Consider the following 25,324-nt stretch of genomic DNA (forward strand, 5'->3'; position numbering starts at 1 on the left):
GCAGGCTCAGAACAGGGCGAAGGCCGCAACCGGGCTGGCCAGCAGGCCAAGGCCTGCCAGAATCAAGGCCAGCCTTGGCCGATACGGCAACAGCAACACCAGCAGCAAGGCGCTGAGCATCAACACCGCGCACCACTGCACCAGGCCCTGGCTCCAACCGGCGGCAAACACGGCGGGCCAGATCGCAACCATCAGCAGCAACCAGCCACCCACCCGCAGCCCCAGGCGCCGAGTGGGCGTAGGTTTGCTGTGCAGCAGTTCGCCGTGGTGGCGGTCGGTGGACAGGCACAGCGCCGTAAACCCGGCGTAGCACATCAGCAGCGCGAGCAGCATCAGTTGGCCTCCTGCTTGAGCGTCAGGCCACGCGCACGTTCGGCCTTGGGTTGCGGCGCCGTGCGGTGGTGCATCTTCCAGGCCGCCCAGGCGAGGAACACGCCACTGGCCAGGCAGGTCAGGTCGAAGCCCGCCATGGCCCAATCGCCATTGACCAGAGAGACGCCCAAATGCTGCGAGGTGGTGCTGGCGTTAAGCAGCGGGATCAGCGCGAACAGCAACGCGCCGAAGCTCAGTTGCTCAACCCAACCCTGACGACCGCGTCGCAGTACGGCGTGCAGCAAGCTCAGGCCCCAGGCGATAAAGAAGGCCTGTACTTCCCAGTCAGAACGTTCGGCGAAACTCACCGGCAGCAGTCGATTGGCCCAGAAAAACGCGGCGATGGCGATCATCAGCCCGGCCATGCTGGCAACGTTCAACACTTCCACCAACCGCAGTTCAAACGGCATCACCGAGGTTTTGGCGTGCTTGAGCTGGCGCTTGCCAAGCCAGATCACCAGCCCGGTGCCGATCATCGCCGTGCCCGCCAGGCCGCAGATAAAGTACAACCAGCGCAGCACGGGACCGGCGAAATGGCCCATGTGCAAGCCATAGAAGCTGCCACCAATTACCGCAGGCAAAGACGGCTCGCCACTGGCCCGCAGCAGCTCGCCGGTGGTGCCGTTGAACGACAGGGTATTGCCAAAGGCGTGCACCACGCTGTCGGAGCCGGCGCGCGACACATTGACCGAGGCGTTGACATCACCCGGGTTGTTGACCGCCAGCCGCCCCACATGGCCGCCCGCCCACTGCTCGCGGGCCTGCTGGTACATCGGCAGTAACGGCAGCAATTGGCCGGGTTGACCCAGGGCGGGCGCATTGTTGGTAGCGGGAAACAATTCATCGAAGAACGCCCGGCTGTCATCGCCGTAGGACGCCATGATGGGCGCGGGCATGACCATGTTCATGAAAATCACCAGGCTGCTGTAGGTGATCATCAGGTGAAAAGGCAGCACCAGCACACCCACCGCATTATGCCCGTCGAGCCAGGAGCGCTGGCCTTTGCGCGGGCGGAAGGTGAAGAAGTCCTTGAAGATTTTTTTGTGGGTGATGATGCCGGTGATCAGTGCGACCAACATCACCATGGCGGCGATGGTCGACAGCCAGCGGCCCCACGGGTAAGGCATTTGCAGCTGGAAGTGGAACCGATAGAAGAACTCGCCGCCCTTGCTGTCGCGGGCCTGGACGGGCTGGCCGCTGACCGGGTCGAGGGTTTTCTGGATAAAGGTGCCGCGCTTGCCGGGCTCGACCTTGTCTTGCCACATCACCGACAGGCCGGGATCGCGTTGGGTCGGCAAGGTAATGAACCAACGCGCCGCCGTGGGCGCCTGTTGTTGCAGGTAATTCTGAGCTACGGCAAGGCTACGCCCGTCGTCCAGGGGATGGGCCTGCACTTCGGGCTGCATCCAGTGGGTCATTTCGTCTTTGAAATAGGCCAGGGTGCCCGTCAGGAAAATCGCAAACAGCAACCAACCGAAGATCAATCCGGCCCAGGTATGCAGCCAGGCCATGGCCTGGCGAAAGCCCTCTTTCATAAGCGCGCCATCCAGAAACCTACGCCGGCCAACGTGGCGAACAGCGCACTCGGCAGCATCACCCCGGCCCAGGCGCGCCAGGCCGTGCGGCAAGCAAAACACCACAGCACCGCCAACAGGTAGAACACAAACGAACTCATCATGCCGGTGACCACCGCATCGGCGCGGGAAGTGGGCAACCAGAGCGCCAGGCAGATGGCGGCCAGGGAAGCCATCAAGTAACCACCGATGACAGCTGCCAGCACGCGCGAGGTGACAGCGAGGCGATAGGAAAGGGGCAATGCGGTTTTGCTTTTCATGCGGCAGGCGCCAAGTTCATCAGCGCGCAATATTAATGATAAATATTCTCATAAGCAAAAGAGAACGGATGAATCACCTGCCCTGGCCGATTGCCGAACCTCGTCACTCACCCTACAATGCGAACAATTCTTGTTCTCTAAAGCATGTCAATGCTTGTGGAGTGATCGCGTTGCAGCCTTCCAACACCGTCGAAGTTTTGTATAACGACCATCACCACTGGCTCACCGGCTGGTTGCGACGCAAGCTCGGCTGCCCGGAAAACGCCGCCGACCTGGCCCAGGACACCTTTATTCGCGTGCTCAGCGCACGGGAAACCCCGACGCTGATCGAGCCCCGCGCCTTCCTCACCACCGTGGCCAAGCGCGTGCTGTGCAACTTCTATCGCCGCCAGGACCTGGAACGCGCCTACCTCGATGCCCTGGCGCAAATGCCCGAGCATGTGGTGCCATCGGAAGAAGACCGCGCAATTATTCTGCAAACCCTGCTGGAGCTGGACCAACTGCTCGACGGCCTGCCCAGGCTGGTGAAACGCGCATTCCTGCTGGCCCAGCTCGACGGTCTGACCTACGCGCAAATCAGCGCCGAGCTGGGCATCTCCATCGCCACGGTCAAACGTCATCTGACCAAAGCCGCCATGCGTTGCTACTTCGCCCTATGAACGTCTCCAGCCAAGTCGCCGAACAAGCCGTGCACTGGCTGCTGGAAATGCAGCAAGGCACGCTCAACCCTCGCCAGCAAGCGGCCTGGCAGCAATGGCTGAACGCCCACAGCGAGCACCAGCGTGCTTGGGAGCAGATCCAACAGGTCAACCAGCGCCTGCGCGGGATGCCTTCGCCCCTGGCCCACGCAGCCTTGAATGCACCGCGCTCCAGCAGCCGACGCCAGGCGCTGAAGTTACTGTTGATCCTCGGTGCTGGCTCGGCAGCGGCGTGGAGCCTGCGCCAGCAACATATCCTGCCGCCGCTGAGCGCCGACTATCGCAGCCCGGTGGGCCAGCGCCGCACGGTGCAACTGGCCGACGGCAGCCAGTTGCAGCTCAACACCGGCAGCGCGGTGGATGTGCATTTCGACGGTCGGCAGCGCCTGGTACGCCTGCTCGAAGGTGAAATCCTGCTGACCACCCGTGCCGGTGACACGCCCTTGCATGTGCTGACCGGCCAGGGCCTGCTCAGTAGCCAGACGGCGCGCCTGAATGTGCGCCAGTTCAACGACCACACCCAACTGGCAGTGCTGGCCGGCCAGGTCGACGTCATGCCCAACAGCTACAGCGGTTTGCCGCTGAGCGTCGATGCCACCCGCCAGGTCAATTTCACCCGCAAGGGCTGGGATACCCCGCGCGCCACCGACGCCAACAGCGGCGCCTGGGCCGACGGTATGCTGGTGGCTGCACATATGCGCCTTGAAGACTTCTTGAGTGAACTGGGGCGCTATCGTCGCGGCCAGCTCAATTGCGATCCGCAAGTGGCGAACCTGTTGCTGTCCGGCAGCTACCCGCTGGATGACAGCGAACGCATCCTCGACCTGCTGGAAATCAGCCTGCCGGTGAAAGTGCGGCGTTTTACGCGCTATTGGGTGACCGTGCAGGCCCGCGCCTGATTATTGTAGGAGCGAGCTTGCTCGCTCCTGCAGTGGGAAGCGCATTCAAAAATATTTATACGCAATTGTGAGCCGTTTTCCGCACCTGGCGTGACAGAGAAGGAAAGCCACCTTGATCCTTCCTTCTCAGGACCGCCTTCATGCCCCAGCAACCGACGCTTATTGCCCGCACCTTGCGCCAACTTCTACTGGGCGCCAGCCTCAGCCTGACCGTGCTGCCCGCGGTGATGGCCGCCGACGCCAAGGCTTACCACATTGCGCCGACCACCCTGGAAGCGGCCCTGAACCAGTTTGGTCGCCAGGCCGGTGTGTTGGTGTCGTTCGGCTCCGATGTGACGGCCGGTATGCAAAGCCGCGGTCTGTCGGGCAATTACAGCGCAGCCGAGGGCCTGAGCAAACTGCTGGAGGGCACCGGCCTGCAAGCCCGGGCCGAGGGCGACAACGCTTTCAGCCTGCAACCGGCTGATGCCCCCGCCACCCTCGAACTGCAAACCTCCAATGTGGTTGGCGACTGGCTCGGTGACGCGGCGCAAACCAACGTGTTTGAACACCCCGGCGCCCGTGATGTGATCCGCCGCGAAGAGTTCGAGCGCCAGGGTGCAACCCAGGCCCGCGACGTGCTCAACCGTATCCCCGGCGTCAACGCCCCGGAAAACAACGGCACCGGCAGCCATGACATGGCGCTCAACTTCGGCATTCGTGGGCTCAACCCACGCCTGGCATCGCGCTCTACGGTACTGATGGATGGCATCCCGGTGCCCTTCGCGCCCTATGGCCAGCCGCAGTTGTCCTTTGCACCGATCAGCATGGGCAACATGGACGCGGTAGACGTGGTACGCGGCGGCGGTGCGGTACGCTATGGCCCGCAAAACGTCGGCGGCATCGTCAACTTCGTGACCCGCGCCATTCCGGATGCGCCCACGGTCAAGGGCGGCTTGCAGACCGAAACCAGCCCGTCTTCCAGCCACGACGGCTTCAAGACCACCGGCAACCTGCTGGCCGGCGGCACGGCCGACAACGGCTTGGGCGGCGCGATTTTGTACTCCGGTACCCGTGGCGGTGACTGGCGCGAAAACAGCAACGCACGCATCGACGACCTGATCCTCAAGGGCAAGTACCAACTGGACGACGCCAACAGCTTTAACGCCATGGCGCAGTACTACGAAGGCCAGGCCGACATGCCCGGTGGTTTGAACGTCAAGGACTACAAGGCCGACCCGTATCAGTCCACTCGGCCCTACGACAAGTTCTGGGGCCGCCGCACGATGTTCAACGTCGGCTACCGCTACGAGCAGGACCGCCGCGAATTCACGGTCAACAGCTTCTTCACCAAGACCCTGCGCAGCGGTTACCTGGACCAGGGCAGTTTCCTGTCGCTGTCGCCACGCGAATACTGGGTACGCGGCCTGGAAACCCGTTTCGCCCAAGGCTTCGACCTTGGCCCCACCAGCCACGAAGTGGGCGTCGGCTACCGCTATATCAATGAAGCCGGTCACGAGTTGCGCTACCGCACGCCGATTGCCGCCAACCAGCAAATCCCCACCACCAACAGTCGCAACGACCGCGACACCCGTGGCGGCACCGAGGCCAACGCGTTCTTTATCGACGACCGCATTGATATCGGCAAGTGGACCATCACCCCGGGCGTACGCTACGAGATGATCAAGTCCCAGCAAACCAACAACCTGAGCAACGTCAAATACAAGGGCGACTACAACACCGCACTGCCGGCGCTGAACGTGCTCTATCACCTCACCGATGAGTGGAATCTCTACGCCAACACCGAAGGCTCGTTCGGCAGCGTGCAGTACAGCCAGATGCCCAACCGCGTGAACAGCGGCGAAGTGAAACCGGAAAAAGCCCGCACCTGGGAACTCGGCACGCGCTATGACAACGGTAACCTGCGTGCAGAAATCGGCGCGTTCCTGATCAACTTCGACAACCAGTACGACAGCAACCAGACCAACGACACGGTGATCGCCCGCGGTGAAACTCGTCACCAGGGCATCGAGTCGAGCGTCAACTATGCGCTCGACGGCCTGAGCCCGGCGCTGGCAGGGTTTGATGTGTACGCCACGTACGCCTATGTGGACGCGACCATCCGCGAAGACGGGCCGAACAAAGGCAACCGCGTGCCCTTCTCGTCCAAGCACAAAGGCACCCTGGGCGTCGGTTACACCGAAGGCCCGTGGAAGCTGAATGTGGACAGCAGCTACCAGAGCAGCCAGTTCGCCGACAACGCCAACACCCAGGCCGAAAGCGCCGACGGTGCCAACGGGCGCATCCCCGGCTACATGCTGTTCAGCAGCCGCGCGGCCTATGATTTCGGCCCGCAGTTGTCGGATTTGAATGTGGCGGTGGGGGTGAAAAACATCTTCAACAAGCAGTACTACACGCGCTCGTTTGACGACAACAACAAGGGCAAGTATGTGGGTGAGCCGCGTACGGTGTATGTGCAAACCTCTATCGCGTTCTGACCCAAATCTGCAGAACAACACAGAACCTACTGTGGGAGGGGGCTTGCTCCCGATGGCTGTGTGTCAGTCGGTACATTTGCCACTGATACACCGCCATCGGGAGCAAGCCCCCTCCCACATTGGACCTAACCGACTTCAGTTGCCCGCCAGGCAACTCGGGGTGGCCGCCACCAGCGCATCGATGGCACACCGCGTCTTGGCCGGCATATGCACCGCCGTCGGCCAGACCACATGGATCGGCGCCGGCTGCTCGCGATAGCTGGGCAGCACCGCCTCCAACTGCCCGCGCAACGCATAGTGGGCAATCAACCAACTCGGCAACCAGGCCAGGCCCACGCCCGCGATGGCGGCATCGGCTACCGCCTGGAGGTCATCCACAATCAAGGGCGAAGCCAGGCGCGAGCGCTGTGCGGTGTTGCTGCGGTAGGCAATGCCACGATGAGCAGCCAAGTCTTCGATACGTTCAATGGCGCCCTTGCGCTGCAAATACGCCGGTGACGCTGCCAGCCCCATGACCTGCTGACCCAGGCGGCGGGCACTCAGGCGATCGGTATCCGGCAACGGGCCGATACGCACGGCCATGTCGAAGCCTTCCTGCGCCAAATCGATCATGCGGTCGCAGAAGCAAATCTCGATTTCCAGTTCCGGGTAGTCCTCCATCAGGCCCCACAAGGCCGGTGCCGCATAGTGGTGCCCGAACGCCAGCGGCACACTGACCCTCAGCCGCCCTCGTGGCTGTTGCCGACCACTCTCGAGCACCGATTCGGCCGCCTCCAGTTCGGCCAATGCGCGCAGGCAATGTTCGTAGTACGCCTGCCCGTCTTCGGTCAACCGCTGCCGGCGCGTGGAACGCTGCAACAGGCACGTGCCCAGCCGCGCCTCCAGACGCGCCAAGCCTTTACCGACGGCCGAGCGTGTCAGGTTCAGGCGCTCGGCGGCGTCGGTCAGGTTGCCGCTCTCGACGATCTGCAAAAACAGTTCGACGCCATCAAAACGCGGGGTAGCCATGAGTCAATTGTCGCCCTTGATTCCCATATCAATGGAAAACTTATCACGAATAACGAATCCAGTTCCCGAGAGAATAGAGCCCTCCCCTATTTGAAAGGAACTCATCATGCCGTCCGCCGCTGCTGCATCGGCCCTCACCCCGCCGAGCACCGCCAGAAATGCCCTGGCACTCACGGCCGTTTGCCTCGTGGCCCTGATGTTCGGCCTGGAAATCTCCAGCGTGCCGGTCATCCTGCCCACACTGGAACAGGAATTGGGCACCGGTTTTCAAGACGCCCAATGGATCATGAATGCCTACACCCTGGCCTGCACCAGTGTACTGATGGCGGCGGGCACCCTGGCGGATCGCTTCGGTAGGCGGCGCGTGCTGGTGCTGTGTCTGTGGGTGTTCGCCCTCGCCTCGCTGGCCTGTGGCCTGGCCAACGATGCGCCGACACTGATCGTGGCGCGGTTCGTCCAGGGCATTGGCGCCGGGGCGATGATGATTTGCCAATTCGCCATCTTGTCCCACCAGTTCCGCGAACCGACAGCACGGGCGCGAGCGTTCGCGATATGGGGCGTGATCGCCGGAGTGGGTCTGGGTTTCGGGCCGATGATCGGGGCATTGATCCTGGCCGTGGCGGACTGGCGCTGGGTATTCGTGGTGCATGTGCCGCTGACCCTGTTCACCTTGGTGCTGCTGCACGTCAGCGTGCAGGAATCCCGAGACCCGGCCAGCCATCGCCTCGACATTGCCGGCATGTTGACCATGACGCTCACAGTGTTTGCGCTGGTTTACTTCATCACCCAAGGCAGCGAGAGCGGCTTTGACACCCCAGCGATGCTTGGCTGGGCCGGCCTGTCGGGCTTCGGGCTGCTGCTGTTTATCTTGATCGAGCGACGCAGCGCCCATCCGATGTTCGACTTCTCGGTGTTCCGCATCCAACGGTTCAACGGCGCATTGATGGGCTCAATCGGCATGAACTTCAGCTTCTGGCCATTCATGATCTACTTGCCACTGTATTTCCAGGCGGGCCTGGGCTACGACACGCTGACCACCGGCGCCGCGCTGCTCGCGTACACCTTGCCCACTTTGCTGGTGCCGCCATTGGCCGAACGCCTGGCCCTGCGCTTTGGCGCCGAACGCATCATTCCCCTGGGCCTGGGAACGATGGGCGCAGGTTTTTTGTGCATGGCCGCGGTTAATTTCGCCCAACAGCCCAGCACGGCGCTGGTGCTGCTCAGTTGTGTGATCGCCGGTATCGGCCTGGCGCTGACCAATTCGCCGACCACTAATACCACCACCGGCGCCGTCTCAACTGACCGCGCAGGCATGGCCTCGGGCATCGATTTCAGCGCGCGGCTGATCACCCTGGCGCTCAACATCGCATTGATGGGGCTGGTACTGTTGCTCGGAATCAGCCATCACCTGGCCAATGTATTGCCGGCCAGCACGGCGGCGGATTGGGCAACCCTCAGCCAGCATGTTGCGGCGGGCAAGCTGAACGCGCCGGGGCTGACCAGCCAGGATGCACAGTCAGCGCTGCGTAGCGGCACCGGTTGGGCCATGCTGTTTGCAGGTCTGGGGGCTTGCGCACTGGCGGCGTTGAGCCGGTATTTTTTCCAGCGGGGGCGTTAAACGAAAACGGGCCTGCATGTGCAGGCCCGTTTTCAGTGGGGAATGAAAAAACAGTCAGCTGTTGATAACCGCGTTTTCGTTTTCCAGGAATTCCTCTTCAAGCGCGTCTTCATTCACTTTGTTGATCGGCTGGTTTTTACCGGCAGCGCGAGGCTTGCCTTGCAGTTTGCCGAACAAGTGTTCCAACGCATGATCCAGCTTGGTGGCGGCGCCATCGATCGCTTGTTCCAGCGTATCGGCTTTATGGCACACGGAAACTGGCTGATGGCCCTTTGGCCGTGCTTCCAGGCGGCAACTTAAATCGTGGGGGCCGGGCTTGTCGCCGTTCTCGTCCCGCAGGTAGACCTCAACGCGGGTCAGGTCTTCTTCATAACGTTCGAGCGTGCTCTCAATGGTAGTACGTACCCACTCCTCCAGTCGGATGCTGCTTTCAATATGGTTATCGCTATTGACTTGGATTTGCATAGTTCTTCCCTTATTTCAGCTAGCTCGCCAGAGATCACAAACTGCAACACCGGGGTGGTGAAACCATGACCTCTTGATTACACAATTGAGCACCTGCTGAAACATTTCAACCCCTTTGCAAAGATAAATCCTACATTACAAATTAACCCTGACGACGAGCAAAAACGCTGGTAGGGTGGGGAGTTAGTTACAACTTCTTACGTCCTGTTTTCCTCACAATTGCCCCTCTCCCAATGGGTGCAAACCGCGAAAAACCCCTGCTTCCTCCACCAGCCAGTCATGCACCGCGCGCACGACGGGGTGGTTCAATGCACCCGGCGCATACAGCAGCACGTAGCGTTTATGGTTGGGCACGGCCAGGCCGAACGGCACGATCAGGGTGCCGCGTTCCAGTTCATCATTGAGCAACGTGCGCCGCGCAATCGCCACGCCCATGCCGGCAATGGCCGCTTCGATGGTCAAGTGGTTGCGGTTGAAGGTGTGCCCGCGTCGTACGTCGGCGTCGTGGTAGCCAATGGCATTGAGGTAAAACTCCCACTCGGCATATTCATAACTCCCACGCCAAGCCGTGATGTCGTGCAGCAGCGGGAAATGCGCCAGGTCGGCCGGGCCATGCAAGGGCGGGCGGCCGCGCAACAGGCCGGGGGCGCACACCGGGAAGATCTGCTCGTCCAGCAGGGCTGTGGATAACAGGCCGGGGTAGCTGCCGTCGTTGAGGTCGATGGCCAGGTCGAAGTCACCCTCATGCAAGGCGATGCTGCTGTCTTCGGCGACCATGCGCAGTTGAATGTCGGGAAAGCGCTGCTGCAAACGTGGCAGGCGCGGGGTCAGCCACTTGCCGAGAAACGAGGGGATCGAGCGCAGGCGCAGGGTGCCGCTGATCATGCCGGCGTCCAGGCGCTGTAACTCCGCATCAATGCTGCCATACGCCTCGCCGACCACCGTCGCCAGGCGCTGCCCCTCGGCGCTGAGCTCCACACCCCGGGCGCGTCGATGAAACAGCCGAAAGCCCAGGCGCTCCTCCAACTGGCGGATCTGCTGGCTCACCGCCCCCGGCGTGATGTGCAACTCTTCGGCGCAGCGAGTGAACGACAGATGCCGTGCAGCGCAAGAAAACACATGCAGCCACACGTAGGTCTGGCCATGGAGGGGGCGAGTCATAGCGTTTAGTCCTGCTAAAGGGTGTCTTAGGATAATTCGTTGGTCAGTGCCGATCCAGAGGCTCAGTATCGCGCCAATTCCGCCTGCTCTACAAAACATGGCAGCGATTTCTACTCCATTGCTTGTAAGGCTTTAGCATGGCTATCAGTGTTTTCGATCTATTCAAGGTGGGCATCGGCCCTTCCAGCTCCCATACCGTTGGCCCGATGCGCGCTGCCGCGACGTTCGCCCAGGCCCTGAGCGATCAGCGTGTGCTCAGCCAAACCCGCCGCGTCGAAGTGCGTCTGTATGGCTCGTTGTCCGCCACCGGCGTCGGCCATGCCACCGACCGTGCCTGTGTCATGGGCTTGATGGGCGAATGGCCAGACCGCGTCGACCCCACCTCGATCAACGGGCGTATCCAGCAATTGCGCGAGTCCGGCCGGCTATTGCTGGCCGGTCAACAGGAGATTACCTTCAACTGGCACACCGACCTGTTGCTGCTGGACGAAAGCCTGCCTTACCACCCCAACGCCATGTCCCTGCACGCCTATGGCGACAGCGGCCTGCTGAGCGAACAAACCTATTACTCGGTGGGCGGTGGTTTCATCATCGAAGCTGCCGAAGCCGCATCGGGCGTTGCGCCGTCCAGCGACGTGCAACTGCCCTACGACTTTTCCAGCGCCGTCGAACTGCTGGCGTTGTGCAACAAGCATGGCCTGCGGGTTTCCGAACTGATGATGGCCAACGAACGTGCGTGGCGCAGCGACGAAGAGATCCGCAGCCGCCTGCTGCATATCTGGTCGGTGATGCGCGAATGCGTGGAACAGGGCCTGCGCGATGAAGGCATCCTGCCCGGTGGCCTGGACGTACCGCGCAGGGCGGCGAAACTGCATCGCAGCCTGCTGGAAATCGGCAAGCCCAATGTGATCACCTCGACCTTGTCGGCGATGGAGTGGGTCAACCTGTTCGCCCTCGCCGTCAACGAAGAAAACGCTGCCGGCGGGCGCATGGTCACCGCGCCGACCAATGGCGCGGCCGGTATCATCCCCGCCGTGCTGCACTACTACATGAAATTCAACGCCGACGCGTCTGACGACGATGTGGTCAATTTCTTCCTGGCCGCCGCTGCCGTCGGCATCCTCTGCAAGAAAAACGCCTCCATCTCCGGCGCCGAAGTCGGCTGCCAGGGCGAAGTGGGTTCGGCCTGCGCCATGGCCGCAGCCGGGCTGGCCGATATTCTCGGCGCCACCCCCGAGCAACTGGAAAACGCCGCCGAAATCGGCCTGGAACATAACCTCGGCCTGACCTGCGACCCGGTCGGTGGCCTGGTGCAAGTGCCGTGCATCGAGCGCAATGCCATTGCGGCGGTCAAGGCGATCAACGCCACGCAGATGGCCCTGCGCGGCGACGGCAAACACTTCATCTCCCTCGACCGGGTCATCCGCACCATGCGCGATACCGGCGCCGATATGCATGACAAATACAAAGAAACTTCACGGGGCGGCCTGGCGGTCAGCTGGGTGGAGTGCTGATCGGAGCACTGCTACCCGCCCCAACGTGAGCCCGCGCAAAAATAATAACGAGGCAATACCGATGACTGATGTACGTACACCTGCTGCCGAAAACCCCGATGTCAGAGAAAACACAGTAACCACCGGCTGGACCAAACACGACACCACCTGGATGCTCGGCCTCTACGGCACCGCCATCGGCGCCGGCACCCTGTTCCTGCCGATCAATGCCGGCGTCGGCGGTTTCTGGCCGCTGATCGTGCTGGCGCTGCTGGCCTTCCCGATGACCTTCTTCGCCCACCGTGGGCTGACGCGCTTTGTGCTGTCGGGCAAATCCGGCGACATCACCGAAGTGGTCGAGGAACACTTTGGGGTCGGCGCGGGCAAGCTGATCACCCTGCTGTATTTCTTTGCGATCTTCCCGATCCTGCTGGTGTACAGCGTGGCGCTGACCAATACACTGGGCAGTTTCATGGAACACCAACTGCACATGACCCCGCCGCCCCGGGCGATCTTGTCCCTGGTGCTGATTCTTGGCCTGATGGCTATCGTGCGGTGCGGCCAGGGCGTGATCGTCAAGGCCATGAGTGTGCTGGTGTACCCATTCGTGGCTGCGCTGCTGTTGCTGGCCCTCAGCCTGATCCCCAACTGGAACGGTGCGTTCTTCGCCTCCGCCAGCGAGGGCATGCCGCTGCCGCTGTTCTTCAAGACGTTGTGGCTGGCGATCCCGGTCATGGTGTTCTCGTTCAACCATTCGCCGATCATCTCCGCCTTTGCCGTGGACCAAAAGCGCGTCTACGGCGCCCAGGCCGAGCGCAAAAGCAGCGGCATCCTCGCCACCGCCCACGCCATGATGGTGCTGACCGTGATGTTCTTCTGCTTCAGCTGCGTACTGGCGCTGTCACCGGCTGACCTGGCCGCTGCCAAGGCGCAGAACATCTCGATCCTGTCGTACCTGGCCAACCACTTCCAGACGCCGGTGATTGCCTACGCCGCACCGTTGATCGCGCTGGTGGCGATTACCAAGTCCTTCCTGGGCCACTACATTGGTGCCAGCGAAGGCTTCCAGGGTTTGATCGTCAAATCCCTGCGCGGGCGCAACCGCTCGATGTCGGCGAAATGGCTGGAACGCTGCACCGCGCTGTTCATGGTGCTGACCTGCTGGGCCGTGGCCACCTTCAACCCAAGCATCCTGGGCATGATCGAAACCATGGGTGGGCCGATTATCGCGTGCCTGCTGTTCCTGATGCCGATGTACGCGATTCGCCGCGTACCGTCGCTGCGCCAGTATTCGGGGCAGGTATCGAATGTGTTTGTGGTGGTGATCGGGCTGATTGCGCTGTCTGCGATCGTTTTTTCCGTGATGCCCTGAAATAGCTCACCTGCCTGAGTAACAACACAGACCCAATGTGGGAGGGGGCTTGCCCCCGATAGCAGTCTTTCAGCCGAGTATTTATTGGCTGATACACCGCTATCGGGGGCAAGCCCCCTCCCACATTGCGAACCCAGAGCCTGTACGGCACGGCCCTTGCTGTAGAGCTTCTGAGGAAAACGGACTTTGGCCGACGGTCAGGCAATGCGAACTAATCCCGACACCGGCCGTCAATGACTGCATGTTCTTATCAGGCGGTAACGCACCATGGACAATCCTTTTCAGATCATCACCGACACGTTCAGCCCCCAATACCGCGTCAACCTGAGCATCCAGCGTCTGGACGGCAGCATCATGCTCACCCTCTCTAACGAGACTGGCGTGGTGGCCAAGCGCATGATCAGCGCCGAACAACGCAACGATCCGCAGCGCCTCAAGCGCCTGGTGCAAAGCATCCAGTTCGGCATTGCCATCGAGCAAGGCCATAGCGCTGTAGAAATCCTGGAGCTGATGACGGACGGCGACAGCCACAAGCTTCTGCAGCGACCGCCCGCCCGCACCCTGCCCTTCAGCGTGGGGCTTTAAAGCTCGCCTTTCTCGGTCTCAAGGCTCGCTTCGCCCTTGCGACGCGGGCTTTCAACCTTCACCGAAGGGAAGGCCGACGAGGCATAGCGCACCACCAGGATCGCGAACGCCAACAGCAGAATCCCGCCGCACAGGTAGATAATGCCCACGTCCGGCGGGTTGTGGTGCGACACGTTGGAGATCAGCAAACGTGTGAGCGCGGTGATTGCCACGTAGATCAGGAAGCGCACCGGCATGTGGTTGGTCTTGAAGTAAATCCCGACCATGGCACCCAATTCCAGGTAGATGAACAGCAGCAAGATGTCATCAATCTTGATGTGCCCGTTCTCCAGCATCCCCAGGAACTCCATCACCGCCGCCCAGGCGGTCACCGCACCAATGGCGAACAGCGCCAGATAATGGAACGACTCGACAAACAGATTACCCAGCGACTCGGCCAGCCCGTGTACTTGCTGACGCAGCCTTTCGGCCCAGTTGATTTTCACGATGAGGCTTCCTTAGGTCGATTCGACCGGATAATGCGGGTTGGACGTGACGGTTGTTCTGTATGCAGAAACAAGGCCATAGGCAGGATAGTGAGATGGTGGCGGGCTGATATTAGGCACTTAATCGGCCGGATGGAGTGAAAGCTTCGACTCGATGACCGCTTTCATCTCCCTCATGACTTCGTCATGAGGGATGCCTGGGCTTGGATCATCCAAGGCCTCTTGCACTCGGGCTCTGAACCATTCTTCGTAGGACGAATGGTCCTCAATGCGTTGAGAAACTTCAGAACACTTATTTTTCATATGAACGCCTCCTGTGTGGCGAGGGAGCTTGCTCCCGCTGGGGTGCGAAGCGCCCCCAAGAGCGTGTCACTGTGATTCCTGAAAGCACACCCTTGCCTGAATTGGGGCTGCTGCGCAGCCCAGCGCGAGCAAGCTCGCTCGCCACATCCAACTCACTCGGCAAAGGCGTGGTGGGGACTCAAACGGGTGCTACTTGTTCCAGCGCTCGGTCAACTAACAAGCCACCCAGTTCTACCACTTGGTGAATAGCCAACGCCAAGCTTCGCTGAGGACCTTCAAGTTCAAAGGCCAGCGTACTAGCCATTTCCCGAGCGCTGCTGAGGGTTTCGCTGGCATTGACCAGTAAGGTTTCTACATCTGCTTCAGGCGTGACACTGAATAGCGTCGAATCGTTAGATGGGGGATTGGGGGTAATTTTTTTCATGAGACAGCACCTTTCGTAGGGAAACCAAGCACCGCCTGCCGCCAAGCAGGTTGGGTGACGGATTGCACAAGGTTGGCGGACCGGTACGAAAGAACCGGCACCCCTAAGGGTCCGTGCGCAACCCGCCATTACACAGAAACTCAAACGCCATTAGCGTCTGCATCTGTTTAAAGCGTTATTGCGCCTTTCGTACCGGGCCGCCAAGCCCGCTCGCTGCAAATGCAGCGCCCGAAGAAGGTAAGCCACCGGACAATTCCAGCGCAACCCCGGCAAGTTGTCAGAAATTTCCGGTGTAGCAAACCCCCATTTCCCAACTACATTAAAAACCTACTACCCAAACCCCGACGTTTGGCTTATCCTTTTCGCTGTATATAAATACAGTAGTCGCAAAAGACAACTATCGTGAAGGCATGTGAGGTGGTGAATGGCCGTCGAAGTGGTATACCGCAGCAGCCGAGATCTGGAGCGTTTGTTCATGGATAAAGCCGAAGCTGACCGTCATGACAAGATGCTTGAACTCGCTGAGTTGCTGGCAGAGGTGTTGCAAAAAGCCGTGCCGTCGTTGAGCGAGCAGCAGGTGGAGGAAGCCGGGATTTACATGGCGAAGAACCGTGATGTATTTGCCAAGGCGTTCAAGAGCCAACCGGACGCGCTGTCCGAGTTGCTGAACCCGGCAGCAGAGTAAAGCCCGAATTGAACAGGCCCTGAATCATGGATTCAGGGCCTTTTTAATGCCTGGCCTATTTGTACAGCAGGCGTTCGGCCAGCTCATCGGCCACCCGTGCGGGGGAGCGTTTTTCGGCTTGGGCGTGGGCGAAGATTTCTGTCAGGCGCGTGCCAATGTTCGACAGGTGCGCGGTGATGCCAGGCAGGTCGGTGCCGGCGTGTTTGAGGGCGACGTAGATCAGCCCGCCAGAGTTGATCACATAGTCTGGCGCGTAGAGGATGCCGCGGCCTTCCAATTGATCGGCGATGTCCAGGTTGGTCAGTTGTGCACTGGCGGCACCTGCGACGGCGGCGCACCGCAGTTGGCCGACGCTGTTGCGGTTGAATACGGCGCCGACGCCGCACGGTGCGAGGATGTCGCAGGGGGTGCTGAGCAAGGCGTCGTTGGCAATCGGGTGGGCGCCCAGTTGTTCCATGGCCAGCTGCACCTTGCCGTGGTCGATATCGCTGACCAGCAGTTCTGCACCCGCGGCGTGCAGTTGCTCGGCCAGGGCATAACCCACATTGCCCAAGCCCTGTACCGCTACGCGCAGGCCCTCAAGGTTGTCGCTGCCCAGGCGCGCCATGGCGGTGGTGCGGATGCCGGTAAACACACCCATGGCGGCATGGGGCGCAGGGTCGCCGGCGGCGCTGGTGCTGGTGACGAAGCGGGTGTGTTGGGCGATGCAGTCCATGTCGGCGACCGAGGTGCCGCTGTCGATCGAGGTAATGAAACGGCCGTCGAGTTTTTCGATACAGCGGCCAAACGCTTCGAACAGCGCGGCGCGACTCTCCACATGCACCGGGCGGATGATGACCGCCGTACCGCCGCCCACCGCCAGCCCGGCCAATGCAGCCTTGTAGCTCATGCCTTGGGCCAGCCGCGCGGCATCGGCCACGGCGCTGTCATCGTCGGGGTAAGCCAGGTAGCGACACCCACCCAGGGCAGGCCCCAGGCGACTGTTGTGGATGGCAATGATCGCTTTCAGCCCGGTCACCGGGTCGACGCTCAGGTGCAGCGATTCAAGGCGGGTGCTGTGCATGAGCGCAAACATCAATGAGCTCCCGAATCACTTTTGGTAGTGGGCAAAGTATAGGCTTGCGGGAGAAAACTGCTGGATTGCACTGGAATAAGCCACGCTGTTTCGTAAGATCCAGGACATAAGCGCGTCGGTAATTTCTCAAGGTACTGGACGAAAATTCCTGGCAAGGCTAAAACGAGGCATCCGCCGGAGAACGCGATGAATCCCCGCACAGCCTTTTTCGCCTGCCTGGACCGTTCACCCCCTGCGCTGTTTGAAGCCGCGCTGTGGCTGGCTGCCGAACACGATGCCAGCGTACAGCCGTTGCTGATCCTGCAGGAACTGCGTGTGCTGCAACAGCAGGTGAGCCTGGGCATGCCCCTGCTACCAGCCGATGAGCTCGGCCAGCCGCTGTTGCGACGCCTGAATGACCTGGGGTTTGCCCAGGATGATCACACCCCCCTGCGCCCCGCCGCCGCGCTGCTGGACAAAGTGCTGCTGCGCAAACGCGGGCAACCCTTGGCCATGGGCCTGATCGCACTGGAAATGGCACGGCGCCTGGAGATCCCCATGGTCGGCGTGAATTTCCCCGGGCACTTCCTGCTGCGCGTGCCCGGTGCCGACCACCTGCTGGACCCGTGCGGCGGTCGACGCCTGTACCCCAATGACTGTCGCGAACTGCTGCACCGCCAATACGGGCCGAAACTCAACCTGCACGCCGATCACCTGCACACCGCCGAGCCCAGGGCGATCCTGCAACGGCTGTCGCGCAACCTGCGCCAACTGCACCTGGCCAACGACGAGCCCCTGGCGGCCCTGGTGGACGCCGAGCGTGTGCTGGAGCTGGGCAACGCCAACGCCGCCGACTACCTCGCGCGCGCCAGCCTGTACCAGCGCCTGGACTGCCCGAGCGCCGAGCGCTTTGACCTGGAGCACGCGTTGATGCTCAGTGATGACCCGATTCAGCGCCTGCGCCTGACCGAGCGGCTGGGGCACCTGCCGCCCAATTCAGTGGTGCATTGACCCAACTCCCAACTGTAGGAGCGAGCTTGCTCGCGAAAAACGCAAGAGCACCGCGTTACCCCAGGATGCCCGCGTTATCGTTAACGTTTTTCGCGAGCAAGCTCGCTCCTACAGTGAGGGTTTGAGAATGTCGCTGTGCAGCGGCCCTTGGGGCGTAGTGGGTCCCGGCGAGCGCACCTGAATAATCAACAGCGCCGCAATCACCGCCGGAATCGCGCAGAAGAAGAAAATCTGCTCCACCGGTATATGCATCGCCAGCAACATACTCCCGAACAGCGGTCCCAGGATTGATCCGAAACGCCCTACCCCCAACGCCCAGCCCGTGCCGGTGGCACGCACCTGCGCCGGGTAGAAATTGCTGGCAAAGGCATTGAGGGTCAGTTGCCCGCCGATGATGCAGAACCCCGCGGCAAACACGCAAGCCACCAGGTAACGTGGATTGTCGTGGTTCAAGCCCAGCAGGATGGTGCACAGCGCGGCCGCCGCCAGCACCCCGGACAATAGACGCACTTTGCTTTTGAGACGGTCGGCAAACCAGGCCATGAGGATGGCGCCCAAAGTGCCGGCAAACAGAAACATGGAGGTGACCAGGTTGGCTTCGTTCAGCGCCAGACCGCTTTCGAGCAACAGCGATGGCAACCAGCTGATCATGAAATACAACAAAATCAGGCTGACAAAAAAGGTCGCCCAGATCAGCAGCGTCGGGCGCGCGTAGCCGTTGCGAAACAGCTCCACCACCGTCAGTTTGCTGCCTTGCTCCTGAAGGTTTTCAGCTTCGGTCGCAGGCGGCGGTTGCCATTCGGGCAGCATCCGCGCCGTGACTTTGCGCAATCGCAGGTACGGCGGCGCATCGCGCAACAGACGCGGCAAGGATTCAGGCAACAGCCACACCAGGAACGGGAACAGCAGCAGCGGCGTCACCCCCCCGGCCAGGAACACCGCCTGCCAACCAAACCCATCGATAAACCCGGCCGCTACAAAGCCGCCTGCCGCCCCGCCGAACGAAAAGCCGCAGGCCGCCAGGGTCACCATCAAGGTGCGCATACGCGGCGGCGAGTATTCGGACATTAACGCCATGGCACTGGGCATCGCGCCGCCCATGCCGATGCCGCAGATAAACCGCGCCGCCATCAATGTGGTGAGGGAATTGGCGAACACCATCAGGACGGTGAGGCTGGCGTAGATCAGCACACAGGCCAACAGGATGCGCCGCACGCCGAACCGATCCGCCAGCGGGGTCACCAGCAGCGAGCCGAGGGTCAACCCGAGCAGGTTGGCGCTGAACACCGGCCCGAACGCGGCCTTTTCCAGGCCCCAATCCTGAGCCAGTGCGGGCACCACATAACCCAGCACCTGGGCGTCATAGCCATCGGTGACCAGCAGCAACGCCAGCAACACGAGAATCAACCACTGGTAGCGCGACACCGGGCGGGCGTCGAGCGCCGCGCGAAAGCTGGCAATCTGATTGTGCATCGCAAGGTACCTTTATTTTTTATTAGGTTGGCGCGATCAAATGTGGGAGGGGTTTACCCCAATGCCAGTCAGTTAAGCGCGCATCCCCTGTGGGAGCGGGCTTGCCCGCGAAGGCGGTGTGTCAGTCACCGCATCTGCCACTGCACTAACGCTTTCGCAGGCAAGCCAGCTCCCACATTTGATCTTCATGTCTGTGAGCATTGCGCTCGCTTAACTGAACTGCATTGGGGCTTCCCCCTCCCACAGGGGTCCTAGGGGGTGTCAGGTTGATTGGCGGGGTGGGCCTGCACGAAGGCTGGATGTTGGGCCGCCAATGCCGCCACCCGCCCAATGCGTGGGTATGCCGCCAACGGTACTTTGAAACGCTCGGCCGCATACAGCTGGGGAATCAGAAACGTGTCCGCCATGCCCGGCTGCTCGCCAAAACAGAACCCCTTATCGCCAATCAACTGCTCCACCGCGCCCAACCCCTGGCTGACCCAATGGGCGATCCATTCAAGCAATTGCGCTTCATCGTGCCCCCACTGACGCAACAGGTTCTGCGTGCTGGAGTTATGCAGCGGGTGGATATCGCAGGCAATGATCGACGCCACCGCCCGTTCATGGGCACGGGCTGCCGGGTCGCTGGAGAGCAGCGGCACCTGTGGATAACGCTCCTCCAGATACTCGATGATCGCCTGCGACTGGATCAACGTCTGCCCTTGATCCGTACACAACGCCGGCACGCGCCCCTGGGGATTGATCGCCAGGTACTCGGGCTGATGATTGGCGCCGCCTGCAGGCACCAGCAGGTTGACCGGCAGCGCAGTGAAATCCAGACCCTTGAGCGCCAGGGCAATACGTACCCGATACGACGCGGTGGAACGGTAGTAGGTATAAAGCTTCATAGCCCTGCCCTCTTAACGCGCCGCGACCACGGTACCGCGGCATTCGCCGAAGCCGATGCTGGCAAACCCTTCGCGGCGGCAACGGCCACGCAGGATGATTTCGTCGCCGTCTTCAAGGAATTTACGTACCTCGCCGGAGGCCAATTCAATCGGCTTCTTGCCGCCCTCGGTAATCTCCAACAGGCTGCCGAATTGCCCCGGCTGCGGCCCGGACAAGGTGCCTGAACCAAACAGGTCGCCGGCCTGCAGCTGGCAACCGTTAACGCTGTGGTGCGCAACCATTTGCGCCACGGTCCAGTACATATGCTCGGTATTGCTCAAGGTCAGGCGATGGGCAGGCAGGTTTTGCTCGCGCATTGAGGCCGTGGTGAGCAGCACTTCCAGTTCGATATCAAAGGCACCCGCGGTCTGATCACGCTTATCCAAAAGGTACGGCAGCGGCTGCGGATCGCCCTCGGGACGCGCCGGTTGCGCTTTGCGAAAGGGCTCCAGCGCTTCGGCGGTCACCACCCACGGCGAAATACTGGTGATAAAGCTTTTCGACAGGAACGGGCCCAGCGGCTGGTATTCCCAGGCCTGGATATCCCGCGCCGACCAGTCGTTGAGCAGGCAGAAACCGGCGATATGCTCGGCGGCATCACCAATGGCAATCGCATCGCCCATGGCATTGCCCTGGCCGATCCAGATGCCCAGCTCCAACTCATAGTCCAGGCGCGCGCAAGGGCCGAAGGTCGGCTCGGTCTGACCGGCCGGCAGGGTCTGGCCTTTCGGGCGTCGCACCTCGATACCCGACGGGCGAATGGTCGATGCACGGCCGTGGTAACCAATCGGCACGTACTTGTAGTTGGGCAACAAGGGGTTATCCGGGCGGAACAGTTTGCCGACGTTCTGCGCGTGCTCGATGCCGACGTAAAAGTCGGTGTAGTCATTGATCTTCGCCGGCAAGTGCATCCGGCAATCGGCGGCGCGGTGCAGCACCTGCGCTTGGCGCTGTTGCAGTGGGCTGCCTTCGGCCAGCAGCGCCAGCAGGCGTTCGCGCAACGCCACGCGTGGCCCACGGCCCAGTTCGAAAAAGGCGTTCAATTGGCCACCCGCTGTCGCTTCAACCGCACGCCGGGCGTCACCGTCAAATTCATCCAGCGCAGCGTGCAGGTCGAGGATCATGTCGCCAATCGCCACGCCACAGCGCAGGGCCGAGCCGTTGATACTGAACACGCCCAGCGGCAGGTTTTGCAGGGGGAAATCCGCGTGACCGTTGGCCGAGGCCACCCAGCTGCGGGTCTGCGTTGGTTGCGTCATGGGTTATCTCCGATTCGGGTTGAAGGTGACGGGCAGCGAGGCCCAGCACGCGTCGTAAGCAGGTTGCAGTTGAGGGCATTGCAGGGCGAACTGGGTCGGGCGCAGCACTTGGCTGGTCTCGAACATGAAGGCCATGGTGTTATCGATCTTGTGCGGCGCCAGGTCCGCATTGATGGCCTTGGTGCAGGTCTCGCCATCCGGGCCGTGGGCGCTCATGCAGCTGTGCAGAGACGCGCCGCCGGGCAGGAAGCCTTCGGCCTTGGCATCGTAGGCACCCTGGATCAGGCCCATGTATTCGTTCATCAGGTTGCGATGGAACCACGGCGGCCGGAAGGTGTTTTCGGCCACCATCCAGCGCGGCGGGAAGATCACGAAGTCAAGGTTGGCCAGGCCATGCACGCTGGTGGGCGAGGTCAGCACGGTGAAGATCGACGGGTCCGGATGATCGAAACTCACCGTGCCAATGGTGTTGAAGCGACGCAGGTCGTATTTATACGGCACGTTGTTGCCGTGCCAGGCGACCACATTGAGCGGTGAATGGTCCAGCTCGCAGGCCCACAGTTCACCGAGGAATTTCTGTACCAGCGTGGTCGGTTGTTTGAGGTCTTCGTAGCGGGCCACCGGCGTAAGGAAGTCACGCGGGTTGGCCAGGCCGTTGCTGCCGATGGGGCCCAGGTCGGGCAGGCGCAACGGGGCGCCGTGGTTCTCGGCGACGTAACCGCGTGCTTGTGCCTCCAGCAGTTCGATACGGAACTTGAGGCCACGGGGCAGCACGACGATTTCCAGCGGCTCGACATCCAGCACGCCCAGTTCGGTGGCGATGCGCAAGCGGCCCTGCTCCGGCACGATCAGCAGCTCGCCGTCGGCGTTAAAGAACACGCGCTCCATGGAACGATTGGCGCGGTAGTTATAAATGCTGATGCCCGAAGGTTTTTCCGACCCCGAGTTGGCAACCATGCCGACCAGTCCATCGATAAAGTCCGTGGGTTCACTCGGAATATCCAGCGGGTTCCAGCGCAGGCGATTGGGCGTCACCGCCCCCAGCGGGCCACCGGCCAATTGCCGTGCAAGTTTGATGAACGCCGGGTGATTGGCCGACGGCTGGATGCGGTACAGCCAGGTGCGCCGGGCTTCGCTGCGCGCCATGGTGAAGGCAGTGCCGGAAAACAGTTCGGTGTAGAGCCCGTAGGGGGCCTTTTGCGGCGAGTTCTGGCCGACCGGCAGCGCGCCAGGCAAGGCTTCGCTGGCGAACTCGTTGCCGAAACCCGACAGGTATTCGAGGTCCATGGATCTTCCTCTGTACAGAAGTTGTTTTTATCGTAATCCAGTTACGCATAACGTAATTTGATCACTGTTGACCGTCAAGCTATAAAGACGCCCATTCATCTCTCGGATTCTCGCCCTTCCATGGAAAAGCCCCGCGACACCGGTAAACAGAAAGTCCGCTCGGCGGAGGTCGGCACCGATATTCTCAAGGCCCTGGCCGAACTGTCCCCAGCCACCTCGCTGTCACGCCTGGCCGAGCATGTGCAGATGCCCGCGAGCAAGGTCCATCGCTATTTGCAGGCGCTGATCGCCTCGGGCTTTGCCGAGCAGAACACTGCCACCAACCATTACGGCCTGGGCCGTGAGGCGTTGCGCGTGGGGCTGGCGGCGCTGGGCAGCATGGATGTGTTGAAAGTCGGCGCCCTGCCCCTGGCCGAACTGCGCGATGAATTGAATGAAACCTGCTTTCTGGCGGTGTGGGGCAACCAGGGCGCCACCGTGGTGCAGATTGAGCCGGCAGTGCGCGCCGTTACCGTGGTGACGCAACTGGGCTCAGTGTTGCCGCTGCTCAGCTCTTCCACCGGGCTGGTGTTCAGCGCTTATCTGCCGTCACGGGAAACTGTAGAACTGCGCGAACGCGAGGTTCAGGCCGGCACCGCCCACAGCTTGGCGGACGATCAAGCCTATGCCAGCGTGTGCGAGCAAATCCGCAGCCGCGGCCTGCACTTTGTACATGGCCTGCTGATGCCCGGCGTGGACGCGTTGTCGGCGCCGGTGTTCAATGCGGTCGGGCAAGTGGCGGCGGTGATGACCGTGGTCGGCCCAACCTCGCTGTTCCATGCCGATGAAGATGGCCCGGCGGCGCAGCACTTGCTGGCGGCGACCCGGGCCGTGAGTTGGCGGATGGGTTATCAGCCCTGAATCAATCGTCGCTGCGCGCCAGCGCCACGGCCACGCGATCCTCCAACGCCTTGACCTGCGCGCCGGCCACCACGTAGTTGTTGGTCAGCATCGAGAACACCAGCTTGCGCCCGTCGGCGTCGGTGATGTAACCACTCAATGACGACACACCGCCCATGGAGCCGGTCTTGGCGTGCAGGTTGTTTTGCGCCTGTGTGTCGCGCAGACGATAGCGCAGGCTGCCGCCGGTCATGCGGTCGGTGTTGCCGGCAATCGGCAGCGCGTTGTACCAGACGTCGAACCACGGCTGTTTGCGGGCGGCCAGCAGCAGTTCGGTAAGGGTTTGCGACGACACCAGGTTGCGCCGCGACAGGCCCGAGCCGTCGACCTGACTGAATGTCGCGGTGTCCAGCCCCTGGCGCTTGAGGAACCCGGCCACCGCCACGGCGCCCGCCGCTGCCGTGCCGCTGTTGGCAGTCTTGCGCCCCATGGCCTTGAGCAAGGCTTCTGACATGTTGTTGTTCGAGAGCTTGAGCAACGGCGTGATCAACGCCTGTAACGGCGCCGATTGGTGCTCGGCCAGCACCGTTACCGCCGCCGGGCTTGCCCCGCCCATCACTCGACGCCCCAGTACGGTGATGCCCTGTTGCGCCAGGGCTTGTTCAAACAGATTCGCGACCAGTTGCGTTGGCTCCCAGACGCTGACCAATTGCTGGCTCTGCTTTCCCGGCGCCACTGCGCCGCTGAGTTGCAACAGGTTAGTGCCATGGCGACGATTGATCCCATAGCTGTTGCCCGGTCCGCTCACGGCACGGTTGCTCAGTTGCAGGTAATCAGTAGGCGGGAAAATATCGACACTCACCGGCGAGCCGACCCGCAATGGCGCCTTGGCTGTGACCAGTACGCTGCCCGCATCAAAATCCGCATTGGGTGCCACGGTCAGCGCCGAAATCTGCGCGCCGTAGTAGGTGGTTTCATCGTCATGGGACCAATCCACCCCCAATCGCTCGGCATCGAACCAGGTGTCATCGAACACCAGATCGCCTTGCACCTGGCGCACGCCCTGGCTGGCCAATTGCGCGGCCAGCGCCTGGTAATCGGCAAACTGAATGCTCGGGTCACCCAGGCCACGCAGGTACAGGTTGCCGGTCAGGCGGTCGCCCTGGCGTATGCCATTGCTCAGCAGTTGGGTGGCAAAGCGGTATTGCGGCCCCAGCACATCCATGGCCGCCGCCGTGGTCAACAGCTTGAGGTTGGACGCGGGCACCAACCGGCTGCGTGGGTTGTGCTGATACAGCGTGGAGCCCGTGCGGGCGTCACGTACCATCAGCGAGACCGTAGCACCTTGCAGCGCCGGATCGCTCAGCAGTTTATCCAGGGTTGCCGGAGTGGAAGTTTGGGAGACACTGGCGCAGCCGCCCAGTAAAAAACTCAAACCGACCAGCAGGGTGCCGGTGCGTAGCCATTTTCCAAAGTACATCAGTAGCGTTTTCCATAAGCATGCAATGGCGGCAACGCTAACAGCTCGCTATCAATGTGGCGACCGCTTTCCTGT

Annotated in this window: 25 protein-coding genes; 10 read left to right on the top strand and 15 right to left on the bottom strand. The window is 61.6% G+C overall.

Going from position 1 to position 25,324, the window contains the following annotated elements; translation table 11 throughout:
- Positions 1-6: 6 nt before the first annotated feature.
- The 3 genes from JFT63_RS07375 to JFT63_RS07385 are packed head-to-tail and all read right to left on the bottom strand — an operon-like array spanning position 7 to position 2,206.
- On the bottom strand, positions 7-333 hold the full coding sequence (locus JFT63_RS07375) for a DUF3325 domain-containing protein (RefSeq protein WP_057701470.1): 327 nt from the start codon (positions 331-333) through the stop codon (positions 7-9).
- Positions 333-1,907 (bottom strand): PepSY-associated TM helix domain-containing protein, encoded by a 1,575-nt coding sequence (locus JFT63_RS07380; protein WP_198843680.1) that lies wholly within the window; start codon positions 1,905-1,907, stop codon positions 333-335. The genes JFT63_RS07375 and JFT63_RS07380 overlap by 1 nt, the downstream gene beginning before the upstream one ends.
- A complete protein-coding gene (locus tag JFT63_RS07385) occupies positions 1,904-2,206 on the bottom strand; it encodes a DUF3649 domain-containing protein (RefSeq protein ID WP_186561270.1) in 303 nt (100 codons plus the stop codon). Before JFT63_RS07385 ends, JFT63_RS07380 begins: the two co-directional genes overlap by 4 nt.
- Positions 2,207-2,376: 170 nt before the next feature.
- On the opposite strand from JFT63_RS07385, the gene JFT63_RS07390 reads away from it, so the two are divergent.
- The 3 genes from JFT63_RS07390 to fecA all read left to right on the top strand — a co-directional run bounded on the left by JFT63_RS07390 (position 2,377) and on the right by fecA (position 6,280).
- Positions 2,377-2,865 carry a sigma-70 family RNA polymerase sigma factor gene (locus JFT63_RS07390; RefSeq protein WP_057701753.1) on the top strand — a complete coding sequence of 163 codons (489 nt, stop codon included), beginning with the start codon at positions 2,377-2,379 and terminating at the stop codon, positions 2,863-2,865.
- The gene (locus JFT63_RS07395) at positions 2,862-3,803 is read left to right on the top strand and encodes a FecR domain-containing protein (RefSeq protein WP_198843681.1); all 942 of its coding nucleotides are present in this window, start codon (positions 2,862-2,864) and stop codon (positions 3,801-3,803) included. Before JFT63_RS07390 ends, JFT63_RS07395 begins: the two co-directional genes overlap by 4 nt.
- A gap of 140 nt (positions 3,804-3,943) precedes the next feature.
- Positions 3,944-6,280, top strand: coding sequence for a TonB-dependent Fe(3+) dicitrate receptor FecA (gene fecA, locus JFT63_RS07400; protein ID WP_198843682.1), 2,337 nt, complete (start codon positions 3,944-3,946; stop codon positions 6,278-6,280).
- Positions 6,281-6,415: 135 nt separating this feature from the next.
- On the opposite strand, the gene JFT63_RS07405 is transcribed toward fecA, so the two are convergent.
- On the bottom strand, positions 6,416-7,288 hold the full coding sequence (locus JFT63_RS07405; RefSeq protein WP_198843683.1) for a LysR family transcriptional regulator: 873 nt from the start codon (positions 7,286-7,288) through the stop codon (positions 6,416-6,418).
- 106 nt (positions 7,289-7,394) lie between these two features.
- Here JFT63_RS07405 and JFT63_RS07410 point away from each other — a divergent pair, with 106 nt between their 5' ends.
- On the top strand, positions 7,395-8,906 hold the full coding sequence (locus tag JFT63_RS07410) for an MFS transporter (RefSeq protein ID WP_198843684.1): 1,512 nt from the start codon (positions 7,395-7,397) through the stop codon (positions 8,904-8,906).
- A gap of 54 nt (positions 8,907-8,960) precedes the next feature.
- Here JFT63_RS07410 and JFT63_RS07415 read toward each other — a convergent pair whose 3' ends face one another.
- The gene (locus JFT63_RS07415) at positions 8,961-9,371 is read right to left on the bottom strand and encodes an HPF/RaiA family ribosome-associated protein (protein ID WP_005785111.1); all 411 of its coding nucleotides are present in this window, start codon (positions 9,369-9,371) and stop codon (positions 8,961-8,963) included.
- Positions 9,372-9,584: 213 nt separating this feature from the next.
- The gene (locus tag JFT63_RS07420) at positions 9,585-10,532 is read right to left on the bottom strand and encodes a LysR substrate-binding domain-containing protein (protein WP_198843685.1); all 948 of its coding nucleotides are present in this window, start codon (positions 10,530-10,532) and stop codon (positions 9,585-9,587) included.
- Positions 10,533-10,669: 137 nt separating this feature from the next.
- On the opposite strand from JFT63_RS07420, the gene JFT63_RS07425 reads away from it, so the two are divergent.
- The 3 genes from JFT63_RS07425 to JFT63_RS07435 all read left to right on the top strand — a co-directional run bounded on the left by JFT63_RS07425 (position 10,670) and on the right by JFT63_RS07435 (position 13,982).
- The gene (locus JFT63_RS07425) at positions 10,670-12,046 is read left to right on the top strand and encodes an L-serine ammonia-lyase (RefSeq protein ID WP_198843686.1); all 1,377 of its coding nucleotides are present in this window, start codon (positions 10,670-10,672) and stop codon (positions 12,044-12,046) included.
- 61 nt (positions 12,047-12,107) lie between these two features.
- Positions 12,108-13,397, top strand: coding sequence for a serine/threonine transporter (locus JFT63_RS07430; protein ID WP_198843687.1), 1,290 nt, complete (start codon positions 12,108-12,110; stop codon positions 13,395-13,397).
- A 267-nt stretch (positions 13,398-13,664) separates the two neighbouring features.
- Complete coding sequence (locus JFT63_RS07435) at positions 13,665-13,982, top strand: DUF3509 domain-containing protein (protein ID WP_020301218.1); 318 nt, start codon at positions 13,665-13,667, stop codon at positions 13,980-13,982.
- Here JFT63_RS07435 and JFT63_RS07440 read toward each other — a convergent pair.
- The 3 genes from JFT63_RS07440 to JFT63_RS07445 form a co-directional block, all read right to left on the bottom strand.
- Entirely contained in the window at positions 13,979-14,467 is a 489-nt protein-coding gene (locus JFT63_RS07440; protein ID WP_003188808.1) for a phosphate-starvation-inducible protein PsiE, read from the bottom strand. The genes JFT63_RS07435 and JFT63_RS07440 overlap by 4 nt on opposite strands.
- Positions 14,468-14,587: 120 nt before the next feature.
- Positions 14,588-14,770 carry a type II toxin-antitoxin system RelB family antitoxin gene (relB, locus tag JFT63_RS29525; RefSeq protein ID WP_057701480.1) on the bottom strand — a complete coding sequence of 61 codons (183 nt, stop codon included), beginning with the start codon at positions 14,768-14,770 and terminating at the stop codon, positions 14,588-14,590.
- A gap of 178 nt (positions 14,771-14,948) precedes the next feature.
- Entirely contained in the window at positions 14,949-15,194 is a 246-nt protein-coding gene (locus JFT63_RS07445) for a DUF6124 family protein (protein WP_082629579.1), read from the bottom strand.
- A 424-nt stretch (positions 15,195-15,618) separates the two neighbouring features.
- Here JFT63_RS07445 and JFT63_RS07450 point away from each other — a divergent pair, with 424 nt between their 5' ends.
- A complete protein-coding gene (locus tag JFT63_RS07450) occupies positions 15,619-15,879 on the top strand; it encodes a YebG family protein (RefSeq protein WP_003188807.1) in 261 nt (86 codons plus the stop codon).
- A 55-nt stretch (positions 15,880-15,934) separates the two neighbouring features.
- On the opposite strand, the gene JFT63_RS07455 is transcribed toward JFT63_RS07450, so the two are convergent.
- The gene (locus JFT63_RS07455) at positions 15,935-16,954 is read right to left on the bottom strand and encodes a Glu/Leu/Phe/Val dehydrogenase family protein (protein ID WP_198706531.1); all 1,020 of its coding nucleotides are present in this window, start codon (positions 16,952-16,954) and stop codon (positions 15,935-15,937) included.
- Between the two features lie 186 nt (positions 16,955-17,140).
- Between JFT63_RS07455 and JFT63_RS07460 the strand changes: the two genes are divergently transcribed.
- On the top strand, positions 17,141-17,944 hold the full coding sequence (locus JFT63_RS07460) for a SirB1 family protein (RefSeq protein ID WP_198843688.1): 804 nt from the start codon (positions 17,141-17,143) through the stop codon (positions 17,942-17,944).
- A gap of 108 nt (positions 17,945-18,052) precedes the next feature.
- On the opposite strand, the gene JFT63_RS07465 is transcribed toward JFT63_RS07460, so the two are convergent.
- The 4 genes from JFT63_RS07465 to hmgA form a co-directional block, all read right to left on the bottom strand.
- Positions 18,053-19,417: an MFS transporter gene (locus JFT63_RS07465; protein ID WP_198843689.1), complete on the bottom strand. Its 1,365-nt coding sequence runs from the start codon at positions 19,415-19,417 to the stop codon at positions 18,053-18,055.
- 251 nt (positions 19,418-19,668) lie between these two features.
- The gene (gene maiA / locus JFT63_RS07470) at positions 19,669-20,304 is read right to left on the bottom strand and encodes a maleylacetoacetate isomerase (RefSeq protein WP_198843690.1); all 636 of its coding nucleotides are present in this window, start codon (positions 20,302-20,304) and stop codon (positions 19,669-19,671) included.
- A 12-nt stretch (positions 20,305-20,316) separates the two neighbouring features.
- On the bottom strand, positions 20,317-21,603 hold the full coding sequence (gene fahA / locus JFT63_RS07475) for a fumarylacetoacetase (protein ID WP_198843691.1): 1,287 nt from the start codon (positions 21,601-21,603) through the stop codon (positions 20,317-20,319).
- A 3-nt stretch (positions 21,604-21,606) separates the two neighbouring features.
- Positions 21,607-22,890 carry a homogentisate 1,2-dioxygenase gene (gene hmgA, locus JFT63_RS07480; RefSeq protein ID WP_198843692.1) on the bottom strand — a complete coding sequence of 428 codons (1,284 nt, stop codon included), beginning with the start codon at positions 22,888-22,890 and terminating at the stop codon, positions 21,607-21,609.
- A 120-nt stretch (positions 22,891-23,010) separates the two neighbouring features.
- Here hmgA and JFT63_RS07485 point away from each other — a divergent pair, with 120 nt between their 5' ends.
- Positions 23,011-23,790: an IclR family transcriptional regulator gene (locus tag JFT63_RS07485; protein ID WP_057701487.1), complete on the top strand. Its 780-nt coding sequence runs from the start codon at positions 23,011-23,013 to the stop codon at positions 23,788-23,790.
- Between the two features lies 1 nt (position 23,791).
- Here JFT63_RS07485 and dacB read toward each other — a convergent pair whose 3' ends face one another.
- The gene (dacB, locus tag JFT63_RS07490) at positions 23,792-25,249 is read right to left on the bottom strand and encodes a D-alanyl-D-alanine carboxypeptidase/D-alanyl-D-alanine endopeptidase (protein WP_198843693.1); all 1,458 of its coding nucleotides are present in this window, start codon (positions 25,247-25,249) and stop codon (positions 23,792-23,794) included.
- Positions 25,250-25,324: the final 75 nt, after the last annotated feature.

The organism is Pseudomonas sp. MF7453 (assembly GCF_016405455.1).
Classification (GTDB): Bacteria; Pseudomonadota; Gammaproteobacteria; order Pseudomonadales; family Pseudomonadaceae; genus Aquipseudomonas; species Aquipseudomonas paralactis.

Bases quoted from the DNA above. Each gene is read 5' to 3' on its own strand.
- JFT63_RS07375 (WP_057701470.1), bottom strand. From the start codon at position 333: ATGCTGCTCGCGCTGCTGATGTGCTACGCCGGGTTTACGGCGCTGTGC.
- JFT63_RS07380 (WP_198843680.1), bottom strand. From the start codon at position 1,907: ATGAAAGAGGGCTTTCGCCAGGCCATGGCCTGGCTGCATACCTGGGCC.
- JFT63_RS07385 (WP_186561270.1), bottom strand. From the start codon at position 2,206: ATGAAAAGCAAAACCGCATTGCCCCTTTCCTATCGCCTCGCTGTCACC.
- JFT63_RS07395 (WP_198843681.1), top strand. From the start codon at position 2,862: ATGAACGTCTCCAGCCAAGTCGCCGAACAAGCCGTGCACTGGCTGCTG.
- fecA (WP_198843682.1), top strand. From the start codon at position 3,944: ATGCCCCAGCAACCGACGCTTATTGCCCGCACCTTGCGCCAACTTCTA.
- JFT63_RS07405 (WP_198843683.1), bottom strand. From the start codon at position 7,288: ATGGCTACCCCGCGTTTTGATGGCGTCGAACTGTTTTTGCAGATCGTC.
- JFT63_RS07410 (WP_198843684.1), top strand. From the start codon at position 7,395: ATGCCGTCCGCCGCTGCTGCATCGGCCCTCACCCCGCCGAGCACCGCC.
- JFT63_RS07415 (WP_005785111.1), bottom strand. From the start codon at position 9,371: ATGCAAATCCAAGTCAATAGCGATAACCATATTGAAAGCAGCATCCGA.
- JFT63_RS07420 (WP_198843685.1), bottom strand. From the start codon at position 10,532: ATGACTCGCCCCCTCCATGGCCAGACCTACGTGTGGCTGCATGTGTTT.
- JFT63_RS07425 (WP_198843686.1), top strand. From the start codon at position 10,670: ATGGCTATCAGTGTTTTCGATCTATTCAAGGTGGGCATCGGCCCTTCC.
- JFT63_RS07430 (WP_198843687.1), top strand. From the start codon at position 12,108: ATGACTGATGTACGTACACCTGCTGCCGAAAACCCCGATGTCAGAGAA.
- JFT63_RS07435 (WP_020301218.1), top strand. From the start codon at position 13,665: ATGGACAATCCTTTTCAGATCATCACCGACACGTTCAGCCCCCAATAC.
- relB (WP_057701480.1), bottom strand. From the start codon at position 14,770: ATGAAAAATAAGTGTTCTGAAGTTTCTCAACGCATTGAGGACCATTCG.
- JFT63_RS07445 (WP_082629579.1), bottom strand. From the start codon at position 15,194: ATGAAAAAAATTACCCCCAATCCCCCATCTAACGATTCGACGCTATTC.
- JFT63_RS07450 (WP_003188807.1), top strand. From the start codon at position 15,619: ATGGCCGTCGAAGTGGTATACCGCAGCAGCCGAGATCTGGAGCGTTTG.
- JFT63_RS07455 (WP_198706531.1), bottom strand. From the start codon at position 16,954: ATGTTTGCGCTCATGCACAGCACCCGCCTTGAATCGCTGCACCTGAGC.
- JFT63_RS07460 (WP_198843688.1), top strand. From the start codon at position 17,141: ATGAATCCCCGCACAGCCTTTTTCGCCTGCCTGGACCGTTCACCCCCT.
- JFT63_RS07465 (WP_198843689.1), bottom strand. From the start codon at position 19,417: ATGCACAATCAGATTGCCAGCTTTCGCGCGGCGCTCGACGCCCGCCCG.
- maiA (WP_198843690.1), bottom strand. From the start codon at position 20,304: ATGAAGCTTTATACCTACTACCGTTCCACCGCGTCGTATCGGGTACGT.
- fahA (WP_198843691.1), bottom strand. From the start codon at position 21,603: ATGACGCAACCAACGCAGACCCGCAGCTGGGTGGCCTCGGCCAACGGT.
- hmgA (WP_198843692.1), bottom strand. From the start codon at position 22,890: ATGGACCTCGAATACCTGTCGGGTTTCGGCAACGAGTTCGCCAGCGAA.
- JFT63_RS07485 (WP_057701487.1), top strand. From the start codon at position 23,011: ATGGAAAAGCCCCGCGACACCGGTAAACAGAAAGTCCGCTCGGCGGAG.
- dacB (WP_198843693.1), bottom strand. From the start codon at position 25,249: ATGTACTTTGGAAAATGGCTACGCACCGGCACCCTGCTGGTCGGTTTG.